Origin of the sequence: Paenibacillus sp. NPDC057886, assembly GCF_042796655.1 — a bacterium.
Taxonomy (GTDB): domain Bacteria; phylum Bacillota; class Bacilli; order Paenibacillales; family Paenibacillaceae; genus Paenibacillus.
In genome coordinates, this window is sequence record NZ_JBHVMZ010000001.1 from 1,511,030 (window position 1) to 1,530,759 (window position 19,730).

15 protein-coding genes and 1 pseudogene are annotated in these 19,730 nt (G+C 46.3%); 12 read left to right on the plus strand and 4 right to left on the minus strand.

Features of this window, described 5'->3' with window-relative positions:
- Positions 1-106: 106 nt before the first annotated feature.
- The 9 genes and pseudogenes from ACFVQB_RS06670 to ACFVQB_RS06710 all read left to right on the plus strand — a co-directional run bounded on the left by ACFVQB_RS06670 (position 107) and on the right by ACFVQB_RS06710 (position 10,891).
- Entirely contained in the window at positions 107-2,338 is a 2,232-nt protein-coding gene (locus ACFVQB_RS06670; protein ID WP_379435856.1) for a glycoside hydrolase family 52 protein, read from the plus strand.
- Positions 2,335-4,485 carry an alpha-glucuronidase family glycosyl hydrolase gene (locus ACFVQB_RS06675; protein WP_379435858.1) on the plus strand — a complete coding sequence of 717 codons (2,151 nt, stop codon included), beginning with the start codon at positions 2,335-2,337 and terminating at the stop codon, positions 4,483-4,485. The genes ACFVQB_RS06670 and ACFVQB_RS06675 overlap by 4 nt, the downstream gene beginning before the upstream one ends.
- Positions 4,486-4,564: 79 nt before the next feature.
- The gene (locus ACFVQB_RS06680; protein ID WP_379435861.1) at positions 4,565-5,632 is read left to right on the plus strand and encodes an NAD(P)-dependent alcohol dehydrogenase; all 1,068 of its coding nucleotides are present in this window, start codon (positions 4,565-4,567) and stop codon (positions 5,630-5,632) included.
- A gap of 167 nt (positions 5,633-5,799) precedes the next feature.
- A complete protein-coding gene (locus ACFVQB_RS06685) occupies positions 5,800-6,066 on the plus strand; it encodes an HPr family phosphocarrier protein (protein WP_379435864.1) in 267 nt (88 codons plus the stop codon).
- A 144-nt stretch (positions 6,067-6,210) separates the two neighbouring features.
- A complete protein-coding gene (locus tag ACFVQB_RS06690) occupies positions 6,211-6,459 on the plus strand; it encodes a type B 50S ribosomal protein L31 (protein WP_063563876.1) in 249 nt (82 codons plus the stop codon).
- 215 nt (positions 6,460-6,674) lie between these two features.
- Positions 6,675-6,977: a Dabb family protein gene (locus ACFVQB_RS06695; protein WP_379435868.1), complete on the plus strand. Its 303-nt coding sequence runs from the start codon at positions 6,675-6,677 to the stop codon at positions 6,975-6,977.
- A 141-nt stretch (positions 6,978-7,118) separates the two neighbouring features.
- Positions 7,119-7,880: an SDR family NAD(P)-dependent oxidoreductase gene (locus ACFVQB_RS06700; RefSeq protein ID WP_379435870.1), complete on the plus strand. Its 762-nt coding sequence runs from the start codon at positions 7,119-7,121 to the stop codon at positions 7,878-7,880.
- Positions 7,881-8,105: 225 nt separating this feature from the next.
- Positions 8,106-9,833 (plus strand): ubiquinone-dependent pyruvate dehydrogenase, encoded by a 1,728-nt coding sequence (poxB, locus tag ACFVQB_RS06705; RefSeq protein WP_379435872.1) that lies wholly within the window; start codon positions 8,106-8,108, stop codon positions 9,831-9,833.
- A gap of 303 nt (positions 9,834-10,136) precedes the next feature.
- Positions 10,137-10,891: pseudogene (locus tag ACFVQB_RS06710) on the plus strand (SDR family NAD(P)-dependent oxidoreductase).
- A 97-nt stretch (positions 10,892-10,988) separates the two neighbouring features.
- Here the strand turns inward: ACFVQB_RS06710 and ACFVQB_RS06715 are convergent.
- The 4 genes from ACFVQB_RS06715 to ACFVQB_RS06730 all read right to left on the minus strand — a co-directional run bounded on the left by ACFVQB_RS06715 (position 10,989) and on the right by ACFVQB_RS06730 (position 14,456).
- Positions 10,989-12,170, minus strand: coding sequence for an MFS transporter (locus ACFVQB_RS06715; protein WP_379435875.1), 1,182 nt, complete (start codon positions 12,168-12,170; stop codon positions 10,989-10,991).
- 254 nt (positions 12,171-12,424) lie between these two features.
- Entirely contained in the window at positions 12,425-12,709 is a 285-nt protein-coding gene (locus ACFVQB_RS06720) for an ArsR/SmtB family transcription factor (protein WP_379435878.1), read from the minus strand.
- Positions 12,710-12,881: 172 nt separating this feature from the next.
- Positions 12,882-13,226, minus strand: a complete 345-nt coding sequence (locus tag ACFVQB_RS06725; RefSeq protein WP_379435881.1) for a ribosomal protein L7/L12 — start codon at positions 13,224-13,226, stop codon at positions 12,882-12,884.
- 39 nt (positions 13,227-13,265) lie between these two features.
- On the minus strand, positions 13,266-14,456 hold the full coding sequence (locus ACFVQB_RS06730; protein WP_379435884.1) for a cytochrome P450 family protein: 1,191 nt from the start codon (positions 14,454-14,456) through the stop codon (positions 13,266-13,268).
- Positions 14,457-15,029: 573 nt separating this feature from the next.
- Between ACFVQB_RS06730 and ACFVQB_RS06735 the strand changes: the two genes are divergently transcribed.
- From ACFVQB_RS06735 to ACFVQB_RS06745, 3 genes are read left to right on the plus strand one after another with little or no spacing between them, the layout of a single operon-like run.
- The gene (locus ACFVQB_RS06735) at positions 15,030-16,130 is read left to right on the plus strand and encodes an ATP-binding protein (RefSeq protein ID WP_379435887.1); all 1,101 of its coding nucleotides are present in this window, start codon (positions 15,030-15,032) and stop codon (positions 16,128-16,130) included.
- On the plus strand, positions 16,118-18,520 hold the full coding sequence (locus ACFVQB_RS06740; RefSeq protein WP_379435890.1) for a DUF5682 family protein: 2,403 nt from the start codon (positions 16,118-16,120) through the stop codon (positions 18,518-18,520). The genes ACFVQB_RS06735 and ACFVQB_RS06740 overlap by 13 nt, the downstream gene beginning before the upstream one ends.
- Entirely contained in the window at positions 18,505-19,695 is a 1,191-nt protein-coding gene (locus ACFVQB_RS06745; RefSeq protein ID WP_379435893.1) for a VWA domain-containing protein, read from the plus strand. Before ACFVQB_RS06740 ends, ACFVQB_RS06745 begins: the two co-directional genes overlap by 16 nt.
- Positions 19,696-19,730 lie beyond the last annotated feature (35 nt).

Consider the following 19,730-nt stretch of genomic DNA (forward strand, 5'->3'; position numbering starts at 1 on the left):
TTGGGTAAATATCCGATTGATTTGACCATGGTCTACGGTGGAACGCCCATGGTAGGATGGGGCTAATGAAAACGTATGCAAACCATTTTGAAAGGGGTCATCGTTCATGAGCACATCCAAATCCATCTTTTATAATGCGCATCACTCCCCGATCGGGGCTTTTGCCAGCTTTACGCTTGGATACAAAGGAGCCAAAGGCGGACTAGGCCTGGAGCTTGGAAAGCCAGCAGATCAGAATATATATATTGGTTTACAATCTCGCGACAGTGACAACTACGAAGCACTCCCATTTTTCGAAGCCGTAGAAGATGCAAGCGTTCGGTATGATGTAGAGAAAGTGGAGAATTCGGATTCAGATCAGGTGTCTCCGGCCTCGACGGAAAGTGGAGCGAGCACGCCAGCGGCAGTTGCAGCACAAGGGTCACGCCCACTGATTTCAGCGTTCCGCGATGAAGAGATTACGCGCGAGTTCACTTCGGGAACAGATACGTGGACGGCAGGTGATCTGACTTTCCGTATTTACTCACCTGTGCGTCCTGTACCCGAACCGTTGAGTGGCGACCGTGAAGCATTAATGGATGCGCTTGTGCCTGCGGTGCTGGTGGAGATGACAATCGATAACACGCAAGGACAGCAGCCGCGTAAAGCATATTTGGGCTACCAGGGTAATGATCCTTATTCAGCCATGCGTATAATCGGAGGACCTGAGGGTGGAGCATTAACGGGTGTTGGACAAGGACGTCTAACCGCCATTTTGTCTGAAGATGAGGGGCTATGGCCTGCACGAGGATTTACGTTGGAGAAGATATTGCAGGAGAAGCATCGTGAGAATCTCGCGTTCGGACTTGGCGAAACAGCTGCGTTGTTAATGGACGTTCCAGCCGGTGAGAAGCGTACGTACCAATTTGCTGTTTGTTTTTATCGCGGCGGGATCGTTACTTCGGGCATGGACACAACGTATTGGTATACCCGTTATTTTGCAGATATCCTGGAAGCAGGGAAATATGCGCTTGACCGTTTCAGCGAGCTGACTGCTTCCTGTAAGGAAGTTGAGCAACGTCTCGGTGTGGCTGCTTTGAGTGAAGATCAGTCATTTATGCTTGCCCATTCCATTCACAGCTACTATGCAAGTACACAACTGCTGGATGCGGACGGCGAGCCGTTCTGGATCGTAAATGAAGGCGAATACCGGATGATGAACACACTCGATCTGACCGCAGATCAGTTGTATTTTGAACTTGCCTTAAATCCTTGGACCGTGCGTAACGAGTTGGAGTGGTTTGTGAAACGCTATAGTTATACGGATCAAGTTCGATTCCCGGGGGAAGAGAAGGAATATCCGGGCGGCATTACTTTCACGCATGATATCGGTGTAGCCAATGTATTCTCACGTCTGGGACACTCAGCGTATGAACTGGTGGGCATTGATGACTGCTTCTCGCAAATGAGTCACGAGGAACTGGTCAACTGGCTCTGCTGTGCAACTGTATATATTGAACAGACGCAGGATCGGGAATTTGTTAAAGAGATGCTGCCCGTCATTCGGGATTGCTTCGAAAGCATGTTGAACCGGGATCATCCGGATGAACTGCAACGCAACGGCCTGATGGGGCTGGATAGCAGTCGTACCAAGGGCGGAGCCGAGATTACCACTTACGACAGCCTGGATGTGTCGCTTGGACAATCCCGTAACAACATCTATCTGGCAGGCAAATGCTGGGCCGTCTATGTTGCACTGGAGAAGCTGTTCGCTGCAGAGAAGCTGGCTGAACTGTCTCATCATGCAGGACGTCAGGCGGATCGCTGTGCAGCCAGTATTGCAGCACAGTTGACCGAGGGTGGCTACATTCCGGCAGTTATCGCCGAGAATAATGATTCCCGCATCATTCCGGCCATTGAAGGCTTGGTGTTCCCATACTTCACCGGCTGTGAAGGCGCGCTGGATGTAAATGGCCGTTTCGGACCTTACCTGCAAGCACTTCGAACCCACTTTAAAACCGTTCTTGTCCCTGGCACTTGCCTGTTTGAAGATGGAGGCTGGAAGCTGTCCTCTACGAGCAATAACTCATGGCTCAGCAAAATATATCTGTCCCAGTTCATCGCACGAGAACTGCTGAGTGTGGAATGGGATGAAACAGGGAAGGCTTCTGACGCTGCTCATGTAAACTGGCTGTTACATCCAGAGGAATCCTACTGGTGCTGGAGTGACCAGATCCTGGCAGGTGTGGCTGTCGGAAGCAAGTATTACCCACGCGGTGTAACATCGATTCTATGGCTGCTCGAAGACAAAGGTAATCGTCTGGAGCAGATCTATGCCAGCAAGGAGGCTGTACAATGAGCAATACAACCATTCAATCCAATATCTCCGGCCCGCAATATGATGCGTGGCTTGGATATCTTCAAAGTCAATCCGCAGTGAAAGGGGCCTCCAAAAAGGCAGCCCCTGCTTGGAGCCATACCGTGACTGTGGCGGAAGATCAGGAAATCATATCAACAGCAATAGCCGAACTGACTCAGGGGCTGGATAAGCTGTTTGGCATCAAGCCGAAAGTTAGTCATGATGCTTCCAGTCAAGCGAGTGAGCCGGATTTAGCCCACCAGGAGACACAAGGGATATTGCTTGGCACATGGACGGGTTCGGAAGCTGTAGCTCAGGCCTTCAGTGACACGGAACGCTCTACCGTGCAAGGAGAAGGTTATATTATCCGCGAAGATAAGGAACGGGGCAGGTTGTTTATTGGTTCTGAAACCCCTCAAGGTGTTCTGTATGGAACTTTTCATCTGTTAAGGGAGCTTGTATTGAACCACGAAAGTTCAAATCAAGCGGAGAATGCTGCGGAAAGATTAAGTTACATTGCCGAGCAGCCCGTTAATGCATTACGCATGATCAATCAGTGGGACAACGTGGACGGCAGCATTGAGCGTGGTTATGCTGGAAAATCCATTTTCTATGACAATGGAGAATTCACTCGTGATCTCGGGCGTATCCGTGATTATGCCAGATTGCTTGCTTCCACAGGCATTAACGCCATTTCGATCAATAACGTTAACGTGCATCAGCGTGAGAGCCTGTTCCTGACGGAACGTTTCCTGGGTGATGTTGCGAAGGTTGCTGCCGAATTCAGAGCGTACGGCATCCGACTATTCCTGAGCGCAAACTACGCAAGCCCGATAGAGATTGGTGGATTGCTTACGGCAGATCCGCTGGATGAACAGGTCCGTGAATGGTGGAACATTCAGACAGTCAAGGTATATGCGGCAATCCCGGATTTTGGCGGCTATCTGATCAAAGCGGATTCGGAAAATCGACCAGGTCCATTTACGTATAACCGGGATCATGCGGATGGAGCGAATATGCTTGCCGAAGCACTTCGCCCGTTTGGTGGACTAGTAATTTGGCGCTGCTTCGTCTATAACTGCAAGCAAGACTGGCGTGACCGCTCCACAGATCGTGCACGGGCGGCATATGACCACTTCAAACCACTGGATGGCCGATTTGCGGAGAACGTCATTTTGCAGATCAAGAATGGGCCAATGGACTTTCAGGTTCGTGAGGCCGTATCCCCGCTGTTCGGGGCAATGGAGAAAACAAATCAGGTATTGGAATTCCAGATTACGCAGGAGTATACGGGCCAACAACGACATCTGTGTTATCTGATTCCACAGTGGAAAGAAGTATTAGATTTTGATACGTTTGCCAAGGGACCGGGTTCTGAAATCAAACGTATTGCTGACGGTTCTCTGTACGACAGACCGTATAGCGGCTTTGCCGCAGTATCCAATATCGGTGCAGATGCTTGCTGGACAGGACATCCGCTTGCTCAGGCGAATCTATATGGATATGGAAGACTTGCCTGGAATCCGGAGCTGTCATCGGAAGAGATCGCGAAGGAGTGGGTTAGACTTACATTCGGACATGACGAAGAGGTAGTTCGTCTAATCTCTGGCATGCTTTTGAATTCGTTGGATATCTATGAAAGTTATACGGCGCCGCTCGGTGTAGGCTGGATGGTTAATCCGGAGCACCATTATGGACCTAATGTGGATGGCTATGAATATTCCAAGTGGGGGACGTATCACTTTGCCGATTGTGATGGCATTGGTGTGGACCGGACAGTGAGCAGTGGAACGGGATATACATCCCAATACCATCGGGAAAATGCCGAAAGATATGAATCCGTAGACTCCTGTCCGGACGAGCTGCTGTTATTTTTCCACCATGTCCCGTATACGCATGTTCTGCAGTCTGGCAAAACGGTCATTCAGCACATTTATGATACACATTTTGAAGGTGCAGAGCAGGCTGCGGGATTAGCTCAGACCTGGAGACAGCTGGAAGGCAAGATTGATCCAACTGTATTTGATAAGGTGTCTGCGTTACAAACAGGGCAGGCGGAGCACGCCAAGGAATGGCGAGACATGATCAATACGTACTTCTATCGCAAAAGTGGTATTGCCGATAAACATGGAAGAACGATATATTAATCTGGATACGAAAACTAGAACAGTCGGATCTTCTTCGGAGGAAAGAACAACGTTGGCATACACGAGAAGGAGGGAACATATGGGAGATCATCAAGTACCCAAGACCATGAAGGCCGCTGTCATGACAGAGCCCGGGCACATCATTATTGAGGAACAGGCTGTACCACAGCCGGCTGAAGACGAGGTGCTCATTCAGGTGATGGCCGTTGGCGTCTGCGGATCGGATGTGCATTATTTTGAACATGGTAGAATTGGCCGATTTGTAGTTGAGAAACCGATTATACTTGGACATGAATGTGCAGGTATCGTAGCGGCTGTAGGCTCGAAAGTATCACGGCTGAAAGAAGGAGATCGGGTAGCCATTGAGCCTGGGGTAACCTGCGGACGATGCACGGCATGTAAAGAAGGCCGTTATAATCTGTGTCCCGATGTGCAATTTCTGGCGACGCCTCCGGTGGATGGGGCATTTGTACAGTACATGACCATTCGTGAAGATATGGTTTTCCCGATCCCGGATCATCTGTCTTTTGAAGAGGCAGCCATGAACGAACCTTTCTCTGTTGGCATTCATACTGCGAGACGCAGTAAACTGGCTCCGGGAACGACACTTGCCATTATGGGCATGGGACCTGTTGGACTGATGGCTGTTGCAGCTGCCAAATCGTTTGGTGTGGAACACATCATCGTCACAGATCTGGAGGAAGTACGGTTGGAGGCTGCTCGTCGTATGGGCGCCACCCATACCATTAATGTTCGTAACGAGGATGCACAGGCGGTGATACGTGAGTTAACGAACGGCGTCGGTGTAGATACAGCTTGGGAAACTGCGGGAAATCCCAAGGCGCTTCAGTCGGCATTATATTCGCTCCGGCGAGGAGGCAAGCTTGCCATTGTAGGACTGCCTGCACAGGACGAGATTGCCTTGAATGTTCCTTTTATCGCAGACAACGAGGTGGATATTTACGGGATCTTCCGTTACGCCAATACGTATCCGGCGGGCATTGAATTTCTGAGCTCAGGCCAGCATGATGTGATGTCCCTGATTACAGACCGTTATTCGCTTGAGGAAACCCAGCAGGCCATGGAACGGGCATTGCACAACAAGAGCGGCAGTCTGAAAGTAATGGTGTATCCGAACGGCAATTGAATCTATCTCGAAGGAGCCCTGATGTTCAGGGTTTCTTTTTTTGTATTTGTCGCCATAAAAGGGTTAAACAAACTTCCATAACGCGGTATAATGCTTGAAGATTCTAATATATAAAATTATACACACCCCATGGGTTGAATAGCATCTAGTGAAAGGAACTGAAGGTTGTGAGAACACATGAATTTATGATTCACTCTGATTTCCACCGGGATGATCTGATGTCAGTATCTTCTCAAGCGTCGCGTTTTGCCTCGGATATTTCATTGTCATTTATGGATGCGAATCATGAGCATCGTGTAGATGTCAAAAGCCTACTCGGAATGGCGCTTCTTCCCATTCGACATGGCAGTGTAGTGAGATTGCAGACACGGGGAAGAGATGAACTTGAAGCGCTGGAATATATGCTGAATGTACTGGAGAAGAGCTCAATTTGAACACTGAAACCCGGGTTAGTCGCAGTGAATTGTAAAATATTTATCGTTTCTTCAATTCCGACTGGTACTTCGTCCAAAAAAAGAGTATAATAAAATTTAGTTCTATTCTAAGAAGTACCCATATTAAAGGAGTGTAAATAGATTATGCCAAAAGCTGATATCCATCCAAAGACACAAACAGTAATTTTCTTCGATGCAAGTGCTGATTACAAATTCCTGAGTTCTTCGACTAAATTCTCGAACGAAACAATGGAATGGGAAGATGGTAACTCTTACCCAGTAATCCGTGTGGACACTAGCTCCGCATCCCACCCATTCTTCACAGGTAAACAAAGAAACGTGGACATCGGTGGTCGTGTTGATAAATTTAACCGTAAATACAACATCAAATAGTTTGTCCAACCATTACAAGAAAACCTCGGGATCAATCCTGAGGTTTTTTTGTATGCATGCCGATAGGTAAACTCATATAATTCAAACTTAAAAGTAATTCTAATACCCGTACATATTCAATTTCACTAAAATTAATTCAACCAATTATTGCGCTTACAACACTTTCGGATGTACACTAGGAAACAGAGTCAGACATATTGGAGGAGGAAATAGAGATGAGCAGCATCAATCATATGGTAACGTTTACACTTTACGCAGGTAAAGATACACCTGAAGCAGAGGCATTTTTGAAGGAGAGTGCGGATGCACTGGCGAATATTCCCGGTGTAGAGCAATTCCAGGTTCTGAGACAGGTGAGTGAAAAAAATGAATTTGACTATAGTTTTTCAATGGTATTCGCCAATCAGGCTGCGTATGATTCATACAATGATCATCCGGTTCACCGCCAATATGTAGAAGAGCGTTGGGAAAAGGAAGTTAGTCGCTTTCAGGAAATCGATCTCGTTCAGCACGGTTAAGAATCATCTCATAATACGTGAAGCAATTAAGATTCGAAATCGTTCTCGATGAAATGGAGTTATCATTCATTATATATCGCTTCGCTTAAGTTCTGATAATATCCATGTGATGATATATGAACTCAAGGAGGTTTCACTGTTATGCAACTGGATCTTACAGGTAAAACGGCGCTGGTGACCGGTGCAACCGGTCAATTGGGAAGGGTCATCGCTCGTACGTTGGCAGACTGTGGTGCTGACCTTGCGCTGCATTACATAAATAATGAAACGAAGGCTAGAGAACTCCAAAGTGAGATTGAGGCCCTTGGCCGGAAAACGGTCATTGTCCAGGGAGATATCACGAAGCAGGATACGGCATTTCGGATGCGGGATGAAATTCAATCCAGCCTCGGCGATGTGGATATTGTGGTTGCCAATGCGGTCATCCAATATGCCTGGACAACGGTACTGGAACAATCACCGGAGGATTATATAAGCCAGTTCGAATCATGTGTGATGCAGAGTGTGTATCTTGCCAAAGCATTCATTCCTTATATGAAAGAAGCCAGAGCTGGTCGATTCATTGGTATCAATACGGAATGTGCGATGCAAAATTTTGCTACCCAGTCTGCATATACGGCTGGAAAACGCGGCATGGACGGTTTGTACCGTGTACTGGCCAAAGAGGTAGGCGAATATCAGATTACGGTCAACCAGGTTGCTCCTGGATGGACGATCAGTGAGCGCGACCGCAACAACGAGTCGGGGCATGATGAGGGCTATATTCAAACTGTACCGCTGAAACGTAGGGGGGAAGATCAGGAAATTGCCAATGCCGTAGCATTTCTGGCATCCGACCTGTCCTCTTTTATTACAGGAGCTTATATCCCGGTCAGTGGTGGCAATGTGATGCCCGCCATTTAATTTGGCTTTGGTGATATGAATGAATTACTAAATATGCAATGTATGGCTTTTTAAACCATAGTAGCCTATGATCCGTTTGTCAGTCCATGACAAGCGGATGTTTGTATATATCCATAAATACATATGATTTTGTTTCTAATTTCAAAAGATTGGGGTAAAAGAATAGGTAGTTTAACGCGGTGGAAACATAACTCAAAATAAGTGGATAAAGGAGACCGACCTTTCATGAAAAAAACAATTGCAGACGTTCTGGTCGAAGCACTATTGAACGCAGGCATCAAACGCATCTATGGTATCGTTGGAGACTCCTTAAATGCGGTACTCGATTCCATCCGTCGTTCGGGTAAAATTGAATGGATTCATGTCCGCCATGAGGAAGTGGCTGCTTTTGCAGCAGGGGCAGATGCCCAAGTGAGCGGAAGTATCGCCGTATGTGCGGGCAGTAGCGGACCGGGAAACATGCACTTGATTAACGGTCTGTATGACTGTCATCGGAACCGTGTACCGGTACTTGCCATCGCTGCTCATATTCCGAGTGATGAGATCGGGAGTGAGTATTTTCAGGCGACTCATCCAGAGTATTTGTTTCAGGAATGCAGTCATTATTGCGAGGTCATTACAACAGCCAAACAAATGCCGCGTTCCTTTACGATGGCGATGCAGACCGCAGTTGCGCGTTCAGGCGTTTCTGTCATTATACTGCCTGGGGATGTAGCAGCTCTGGAAGCGGCTGATTTGCCTGTACCGGAACATGTATATCATGCCACACATCCTATTGTACATCCTTCCGAACCTGAACTGCGGAAACTGGCGGAATTCCTGAATCAAGGTAAAAAAATTACGTTGCTGTGCGGGGCAGGCTGCGCGGGTGCACGTGAACCTCTGATGCAGCTCTGTGATCGCTTGAAATCCCCTATGGTTATTGCTTTGCGAGGCAAGGAATACCTGGAATACGAAAACCCGTATTCGGTGGGCCTTACGGGATTAATCGGGTATTCTTCGGGTTATCATGCCATGATGGACTGTGATGTGCTCCTGATGCTGGGAACCGATTTTCCGTATCGTCAATTCTTCCCGGAAGATGCGGTTGTACTCCAAGTGGATATTCAGTCTTCACACCTTGGCCGCCGTACAAAGCTCGATTATGGAGTGTGTGGAGACGTGAAGGCTACCATTGAAACCTTATTACCTTATCTGACGGAAGAGCATAGCGACAAACATTTGCATAAAAGTGTAGAACGTTACGAGAAAGTTCGTAAAGAATTGGATGAGCTTGCTGTAGGAAAACCCGGAAAAATGCCAATTCATCCTCAGTATCTAACCAAGATCATCAGCGATGCTGCAGCGGAAAATGCGATCTTCACCTGCGATGTAGGTACACCTACGGTATGGGCGGCTCGCTACATTGAGATGAGCCGCAATCGCCGATTGCTGGGATCATTCAGTCATGGCACCATGGCGAATGCTCTTCCGCAGGCGATTGGAGCGCAGGTGTCTGATCCGGGAAGACAAGTGATATCTCTATCTGGTGATGGCGGCATTGCCATGCTGATGGGTGATCTTCTGACGCTTAAACAGCATAATCTCCCGATTAAAGTTGTCGTGTTTAACAACGGTGCACTCAGTTTTGTTGAACTGGAGATGAAAGCTGCCGGATTGCTTGAATCCGGAACCGAGCTTGTAAATCCCAACTTTGCCATGGTAGCCCAAGCGATGGGCCTGGAGGGAATACGGGTTGAAGATCCGGCGGATCTGAAAGGGGCTGTAGAGCGTGCATTGCAGCATGATGGTCCAGTTCTGATTGATGTTGTGGTGAACCGGCAGGAGCTGTCCCTGCCTCCGAAGATTAATATAAAACAGGCTGAAGGCTTCACCTTATGGATGATGAAGGCGGTACTGAATGGACGTGGCGATGAGCTGATCGAGCTGGCAAAAACCAATTTGCTGAGATAAGTATTAGGTTCACCTTAGCATCAACGCAACAAGTTAAACTGTACATCTCACCAAAAAGAAGGGGAACGTTACACGCTTTTATTAAGGAGTTCTCCTTCCTGAGATGTTTAGTGTGTGATGAAAGTTATAGTATGCAGCCATATTATATGATTTGTTTTTAAGTTGTAACTCCATTAAAATAGGTAAAGTCAGGCAGGATTCAAGGCTTAATACCCTACATATGTTGCATTCCGATGCAAGACCGATTTATATCGAATTAACCGATCCAATGACAGATGACGAACACACATGGAGGAGATCAGAATGAGTCACAAAGGAAAAGTAGCAATTATCACTGGAGCAGGAAGTGGATTGGGTCAAGCGACTGCATTAAAGCTGGCTGAGAAGGGCGCATCTATTGTGGTCGTTGATCTCGTGGCAGAGACGGGTCAGGAAACTGTAAAACAGATTGAGAAGCTGGGTGGTAAGGCCATTTTGTACAAACAGATGTAAGCAAGGCGAATGAGGTAGAGAATTATGTCAACAAAACGATTGAGGAATTCGGGCGAATCGACATGTTCTTCAATAATGCCGGGATCGCTGGTCCGGGTATCAAATTAATTGAGCATACCATCGAGCAGTTTGACCAAATCATTGATATTAACCTGAGAAGTGTATTTTACGGATTAAAATATGTGATTACCGAAATGCTCAAAACAGGCGGTGGTTCAATCGTCAATACGGCATCTACAGCAGGTATTGTGGGTGTTCAAGCGGTTGCTCCATATGCAGCGACGAAGCATGGCGTAGTTGGACTAACACGTACAGCGGCCATTGAGTATGGCAAAGAAAATATTCGTGTGAATGCCATTGCCCCAGGGACGATTGAGACTCCAATGGTGGTTCAGTTCGGGAAGGATAATCCTGAAGTGTTCAAAGCGACCCTTGACAGCATTCCATCCGGTCGTCTCGGTAAGCCTGAAGAGATTGCCAATCTCGTATCCTTCCTGCTGGGAGACGAGGCTCCGTATATTAATGGTGCTGTTTATCCAATTGATGGTGCTGTAACCGCACAATAAGGCTTCAATTAGACTGAATAAGAAAGAGAGGCTACTGTAATGTCACAGTGCCTCTCTTTTTGCGTGTTATCATTTTTATTCTTGAGCATACGCTCCATTATGCCACATTGGAAGATTCAGTCTGAGCTGTTGTAGCAATTGCCGGACGATAGGCAAGAATAATGATGATCATTGCAATAACCACCCCTACAGCACCAATCCAGGTGATGGATGACAATGAAACTGCGCTGACAGCGATCCCCCCAATACCAGCACCAGCAGCCATGGCCAGTTGCATAACCGAGCTGTTTAGACTCAACATAATCCCGGACGATTCAGGAGCCATTGTAACCAGATTATATTGCTGTGTTGGGCCGGAAGACCAGGCGGAGAAAGACCATAGAATCAACACAATAAAGATGACCACACCCGAATGAGCCGTGATGTTCAGTATCAGCAGACTTACGACATGCAAGGCCATTCCCAGGATGAGTGTTCGCTTTACTCCCATACGATCCGCGCTGTATCCTCCAGATTTGGAACCAATCAGACTTGCGATACCAAAAGCCAGCAAAGCGGAACTTAACAACGTTTCGCTCATACCTGCAACAGATACCAGGTAAGGTGAAATGTAGGTATACGCAATGGAATAGCCTCCTAACCAGAAAAAGCTGACAAGCAGCGCAAATCCAATACGAGGTTGTTTAAGCAGGGCTAATTGTTTTTTCAAAGGAACGGGTGCTTCGCCTTCAGATGGTGGAATCGTAGATGCGATAACAACCATGGCAATCACACCCAAAATCGCGATACCTGCAAAAATAAGTTTCCAATCCCAAGCTGCAGCAACCATTCTTCCCAGTGGAACTCCCACGATCAGAGATGCGGTAAACCCCGTAATGACCGTTGCGATAGAGCTGGCCTGTTTGCCTGCGGGCGCTATTTTGGCAGCGACTGTCAAGGCTGTTACAACGACGACTCCTGCTCCCAGCGCCATAAGGACACGTGCAGCGATAAAGAGTCCATATCCGGGTAACAGGTAGGCCAAGACATTCCCAACGACAAAAAGTCCCAGAAAGTAGAGCAGCAGCTTTCGTCGATCCATGCGGGATGTTAAGGCGATAATGATAGGCGTACCGAGTGCATATACAAGTGAAAAGACTGTGATCAGCTGTCCCGCAGCAATCAACGATATATTCATGGTGTCCGAGATCCGATCCAGAATGCCTGCAATGACATATTCGGAGGTCCCTACAAGAAAGCTGACCAAGGCCAGGACATAGATTTTCCATGTGTTAGACATGAGTATATTACCTCTTTCTGATTATAATTATTATATTTTTAGAAATATAGAAATAAAGACGAGAGAACAGAACTAAGAAATAACTAATGCACCAATGAGGCAAGGCTGAGTACTTAAACTATTAAATATACCGGGTGTTATGTCAAAAAGGGTATTTACACGACTACGTTGAGGCTCAGCCGACCAAGTAGCAATACCGCTTTAATGAAAATAATTTTATATTTCTAGTATTATAGAAATATAAAACAAAAATTTTATCTATCCAACAGATAAGGAGCAAATCTCTGTACAGTATCCGTGTTCAGGCTGTAGTAAATATACGTACCTTTCTTTTGTGATGTTAACAAACCACAATCGGAAAGCTGCTTCAGGTGATGAGATAGAGTGGAGAGCGCTACGGTTACAAGCCGATTCTCCAAATCAGCCGGGCAAAGGTTGCTTTCACCCGAAAGGATCTGAATGATCTTATATCGTGTTTGTTCACCCAGAGCTTTATGAATTTTCACGGCCTGTTCAGTATCAATGGGATTGGTTTGCATCAAAATCGGTCCTTTCGTCTTTATTTCTTATTTCTATAAATATTGAAATAACTTTATCATGCCTTTTGAAAAAAGTAAACTCCCCACGAAGATCGTTGTTTCCAGTCGAACATGAATCAACTGAAAGCAAAAACCTTTGCAGGAAGTTGGGAAGTCTATCTAAACTCACTAATTATAGACGTTCAAGATACTCGACGTATTCTTTGGCATCTTTCAACGACAGGTTTCTCGCTTCACGAACCTTTTTGATTGCAATTATTTTCTTGCCCTGTTGTGTAAGTGCCTGCAATTCTTTATCAAGTTCAGTCAGGTCAGCCTGTGCCGGTGGAGGTGGAGACACATTCACTGAAGAAGCGTTATAACTGAGAGGGGAATGAGCGGTACTGCCTGAACCATTCTCCAGGCGTTCAACATCCCTTTTCAATTCATTCAACTGTGTCTGCAAGCTGATGACGCGAACCAATAAGATAAGAATAAGAAATAAAAAAACGACTAAAATTATGGTGTTAATTTCCATCCAGTCAGGTGCCTCGCTTTCCTTGCTTCAAATACACATCTATTTAAGCTGTACCGGGATCTCCTTAACACCACGAACAATCATGCCGGGTCTCCATTCAAGTTCATTAACATCCGTCTGCAGCTGCATATCGGGAAAGCGGCGAAGCAGTGTATTAATAGCAATCTCGCCTTCCAGTCGCGCGAGAGGAGCTCCCAGGCAGAGATGAATGCCTTTGCCAAAAGCCAAATGTGCACTCTTCTCGCGAGTGATGTCAAACACATCCGCATCTTTAAATTTCTCTTCATCCCGATTGGCTGAATCCAGCGCTACAATAACAAGTTCACCTTCAGCGATGTGATGTCCATGAAATTCAATGTCCTCGGATGCCCAGCGGGATGTGCTGAATTCAACCGGTCCGTTATAACGCAGCATTTCTTCTACGGCGTTATGGATTAACTCAGGCTGCTTGATCAACAGGTCGCGTTGCTCCGGGTGCTCCAAAAGGGCAAGTACACCATTGCCGATCAGATTAACGGTTGTTTCGTGTCCGGCGATGATCAGCAGAGCAACAACACCGAGCAGTTCTTTTTCAGAGAGTTGTTCTCCTGATTCTTCTGCCACAACGAGCTGGCTAATCAGATCGTCACCCGGCTGCTCACGCACTTTGGCAAACCAATCATTCAGGTAATCAATAAACTCCTGGGCATGCTTTTCGAACACTTCGGAATTCTCCGCACTTGTCGCATCGATAATGGAATTGGACCAAAGACGGAATTTGTCCTGATCTTCAAGAGGTACACCCAGGATCTCGCTGATTACAATGATCGGTAATGGAAAAGCAAACTCATCAATCAGATTCATCTTGTCTTGGGAATTGAGATTATCCAGGAGATCGTCAGCAATATCTTGAATATGGCTTCTCATGCCCTCAATCAATCTGGGAGTAAAAGCCTTCTGTACAAGTCCACGCAACCGGCGGTGATCGGGTGGATCGGAAAAAAGCATGTTATGCACGAATATATTTTGTTGATCAGGTCCATAACGTTTGACTACATCCTTACTGAAACGGTTGTCTTTTAATACTTCGACTGCATCCTCATAGCGGCTAATAATCCAGCCGAAATCACCATGAGGGAACAGAACTCTGTAAATGGGATCATTCTGTCTCAGCTTTTCATATACGGGGTAAGGGTTCTGTGTAAATTCTCGGGTGAAGAACTCAGGCTGTGAAGTTTCATTTGTACTCAAATGGTTAATCTCCTCTCATCAAAAGCTCGTAATGTTACGCATCTTATCTAAGGGATCATATGTTAATTTCGGTGGCTTCATACGAAAAGCCTGCACCATCTATATATTCAATATTGGAGCGATTGAAACCTTGTTTTTGACTAAGCAATATGGTATGGAAAGCTTACATATTTTAGAGGGAATAGCACTTGGAAGTTAGGTATATCATCAGTTAGAGATTGGGTGAAGACACAGCTTACTTGGTTGTGTTTTTTTTGTGAGATTGGACTTAATCTGCTTGAACCATATTACGTGATGTTTAATGAACTATAGGGACGTATGGCCTATAAATTGAAGTTTTCTACAACAACAACATGAAATCAAATTAGTTTTGAATGCAACCGCCATGATGTAACGATATAAGTAATTCACAATTGTGCTAATGCACCATGTCCACGGACTTATGAAGAATGCTGATAAGAAGGACGTTTCAACCATTTTTGTCGTTTTCTACGTTCGTTCAAAGGCTGCTGTGATAAGATAAAATGTAATAAGAACATACGATCTGTTTATGCGAGAGGAGAAACCTTGACGATGGAGATGCTTAAGCCGCCCGCCGAGACACTATATGAGACAGAATTAAGGGCACTGCGAGAAGAAGATACGGGAAAACGTCCTCCAAACTGGCTGCTTTCCCCAGCCTATGTCAGAGATTTTATTATTGGCAGGGATAAACCTGCCATATTGGATGGAGAAGAGATCACAATTACACGGAAATTTTATGGCAACGATGTTCTCATTGAACGAGCCGTGGTAACCTTGGCAGGAAATCGGGGCTTGATGCTCGTTGGAGAACCCGGAACAGCCAAGACTATGCTCAGTGAATTGCTGACCGCGGCCATTTCTGGAACCAGTTTGAACACAATTCAGGGTACGGCAGGTACAACTGAAGACATGATCAAATATTCCTGGAATTATGCCATGCTGCTGGATAAGGGCCCATCCGAAGCGGCGCTTGTGCCCTCACCGTTGTATAACGGAATGAAGAAGGGGATTCTTACCCGTTTTGAGGAGATTACACGTTGCCCCGCTGAAGCACAGGATAGCCTGATCAGTATTCTTAGTGACAAGGTGATGAGTATACCTGAGCTGGATGGTGGTGTGCTGTTTGCCAAACCGGGGTTTAACGTGATCGCTACAGCGAACATTCGAGATAAAGGCGTCAATGAAATGAGTGGTGCGCTGAAGCGCCGTTTCAATTTTGAGACGATCAAACCGATTAGCAGTGTGAAAATGGAAGCCAAAATTATTGAATCCCAGGCGAAAAGCCTATTATTACATAGCGGAATAGACACCGAGATTAATTCGGATGTGGTTGAATTGCTGGCCACGACATTTATGGAGCTTCGCACAGGAATGACGCGGGAAGGTTACAAGCTCGATACGCCCCAAGCGTCCATGAGTACGGCTGAAGCAGTATCTGTATATGTACAGAGTGCAATGACTTCCTATTATTACGAAGACAAGGGAATCGCATTGGATCGGCTGGTACAAAACATGTTGGGGACGATAGCGAAAGAAAGCGACAAGGATCTGTCCATTCTCAAAACCTACTTCTCTAAGGTCGTGAAGGAGCGTTCGAGAGAAGAAGGGATTTGGAAGGATTACTACGAGGAAAAGAAATGGATCGGTTAACAGGAAAAGCGGATCTGGATGTTGCCCAGTTACAGACGCTATTTGAGTCCCAAGTGTATAACCTGAACAACGGAACGCTTTATTTTCCCATACGCCATCATAGCCCGGCCTGTTCCTATCATTTGCTGCGATTGATTGAAGAATACAAGCCGGACATCATTCTAATCGAAGGACCTGAGAGTGGAAATCCTTTGCTTCAAGTTCTGGCTGATGAGGCGACCATACCTCCTGTCAGTCTTTACTACACCTATGAGAGTGAAGAGGAGAGAGCGGCCTGTTATTATCCGATGCTTCGTTACTCTCCTGAATATGTAGCGCTCAAAAAAGCCGCTCGGCTGAACATCCCTGCAACATTTATCGACCTGGACTACCATCATTTCTCTAAGCCAAAAAAGCTGGAACAGCGGGAGATTTCTATTCAAGACGAGACATTGCTTGCAGGATCTGAGTTTATCCACCGTTTATGTCAGAAAACAAACTGTCGAAGTTTCGATGAATTGTGGGAGAACGTATTTGAGATTGGTGGTCTGGAGAAATCAACACAGGCGTTTGTACAGGATGTATTCACGTATTGCACCTTATCCCGGATGTGTTATTCAGCGGAACGGTTGCACAGTACAGGTGATTTGGCAAGAGAAGCTCATATGAGAAGTCGTATTAAACAAGCTGGGCAGGAGCATGAACGTGTGCTTGTCATCACTGGCGGATTTCATACGTATGGGCTGCTGATGCTCGAGAATCATGGGACGGACTCAGAAGAGATGACGATGCAAGAGCATGCGAAGGCTCAGAATTCGGTGCGTCAGCAGATGTATCCCATGGTCTACACGTTTGCCGAAGCGGATCGGCTGAATGGGTATGCAAGCGGCATGCCTTACGTGAATTATTACGAACAGATCTGGACCCAGCTGCTTCGACAAAAGAGTTCCGTGTATAATTTGACCGCTTTAGACTTGTTATCACGACTAACCCGCAAGCTGAGGGAAGGGCATGAACATGTATCAACCAGCGACGCTATTGAGGCGTACAGCATGGTTCAAGGACTCGCAGGACTGAGAGGGAAAAGGGAAGGGGGAGTCTATGAGCTGATGGATGCAACCCTTTCTTCCTTTGTTAAGGGTGAACTTACGTTAGCTTCAGACAAACCGCTGCAAGAATTACACAGATTGCTAACCGGCGATGTCATCGGAAAAGTGGCTCCCAACCCATTCAGTATTCCGATCGTTGAGGATTTCAAAGAACGTTGTACAGAATCAAAACTTCAAATCCGTACTACAGGTCAACATAAGAAAGTACTTGATTTATACGCCAAACCTGAGCATCGTCGGCAAAGTCAATTGTTTCAATGCATGGTTTATCTCGTTCCGGAGTTCGCGAAGCGGCAATCGGGCCCCGATTGGATTGCACAGCGTGACATGAACCTTGTTCGGGAGACGTGGGTATATACCTATTCCTCCAGAATTGAGGCTCGATTAATCGAGAATTCGCTCTATGGAGGTACGATTCGGGAAGCCGCTACGCGCAAGATGGAAGAGGAAATGCAGGGAATACCGGATCATCACAGCGGTGACCTCGCCAAATCCATGCTTCAGGCTCTGCTCATGGGCCTGCAGGATACCGCAATGAAGCTGTATGAACAAGTGAAATCGGCGCTCCGGAAGGATGGAAATTTCCTGTCGTTGTGTGGAAGTCTGCATATTTTGAATCGAGTTCAGCAGCATCGCAGACTTCTTGGGTTGTCTGAGGAACAGCACCTCCTTAACCTTGTGTCCGAAGCCTATAACAATGCCGTTGACAAACTGATGCAGCTCTCAAGAACGAATCCGGATGAACATGAAGCGATTGTCCAGGGACTAAAGCTGCTTGCCATGCTGGCGGAATCGTCCGAAAAGCATTTTCGGGATGAACCATTCAGGGCACACCTGGATGAACTTCTGTCAGACAGCCAGCTTCCGGCCCAGCTGGAGGGGGTATGTATTGCCATATCTTCAGGACTTGGGGACAGGCTTAGAGAAGAAATCGTGGATCGGGCACGTGCATATATCCGGGGATCGCAGGAACAGACCCGGCAGACTGCACTTTATCTACAGGGCGTGTTCTCTGTAGCTCGGGATGCTTTTTTGTATGAAGATCAGCTTTTATCAGAATTGAACTATATGATCGAGCAACTTGATTATGAAGAGTTTATTCGCATGATCCCTGAGCTTCGCTTGGCGTTTACTTACTTTACCCCCATGGAGACAGGCCTGATTGCGGATCGGGTTGCGAGCTTGCATCAGGTAGAGAACGAAGAGATGTCATGGCCTTCCGTTGACGAGCGATTGCTGATCCAGACCAAAACATGGGATGAAGCCCTTCGGAAGGAGTTTGATGCATGGAAACTGATCTGAATGAGCTGGATAAAACCAAGGAAATTGTGAAAGACAATGCTGAGCTGAATCGGGCGGAAACCTTAAACCGTTGGCGCCTTATTCTAGGTGAATCCGCCGAAGAAGGACTGTCCAATGTAGAAGATTACTCCCCTGATGATTTTAAATATACCGAAGTCGATGAGATTCTCGGATATCTGTATAATCGCGAATACGGTGAAGAGCAGGGTTACAGAAAAGGGGGAGGAAGGGGCACCTCGGATCTAACCGTTCCCAAATGGTTGCATAAGGTCAGGGAACTGTTCCCGAAATCAACGGTAGAAATTCTGGAGAAACAGGCGCTTGACCTTTATGGTCTAACGGAATTGTTAACGGACAAAAAGCTGCTGGAATCCCTCGAACCCAATATGAACCTACTCAAGAACATTATGCAATTTAAAGGACGAATGAAAGGTGACGTATTAAAGAGCGCCAAGGAAATCGTACGAGTCGTGGTTGAAGAGCTGCGACGCAAACTCGAATCTCAGACCAAAGCGAGCATTATGGGGAAACGCAGCCGTTATGCATCCAGTTCGGTGCGTTCCTTACGCAATTTGAATTTCAAGCAGACGATTACCAAGAACTTGAAGAACTATGACAAAAACAATCGAAGATTTGTAATTGATCGTCTATATTTTGACGGGAATATCCAGTCTCACAACAAGTGGGACATCATCATTGGTGTGGATGAGAGCGGAAGCATGTTAGATTCAGTGATATACAGTTCGGTGATGGCCAGCATTTTCTATCGCTTGAATGCACTGCGAACGAAATTGTTCATTTTTGACACACAGGTTGTTGACTTGAGTGACAGGCTGGAAGATCCGGTAGATGTGCTCATGAATGTGCAGCTTGGCGGGGGAACCCATATTACCAAGGCACTCCGTTATGGTGAGACGTTAATCGAAAATCCTGGGAAAACGATATACATTCTCGTTAGCGACTTGGAGGAAGGTTACCCGATCCAGCACATGTATAAGGCATGTAAGGATATTCTGGATACGGGCTGCAAATTGCTTGTGCTGACTGCACTCGATTTTAACGGAGATACCGTGTACAACAAACATGCTGCGCAGACGTTATCCAATATGGGTGCACATGTTGCTGCGATTACACCCAATGAGTTGGCGGACTGGATTGGCGAAATTATTACTTAATTGGTTATATACAAGATCATTTATACACTCATATT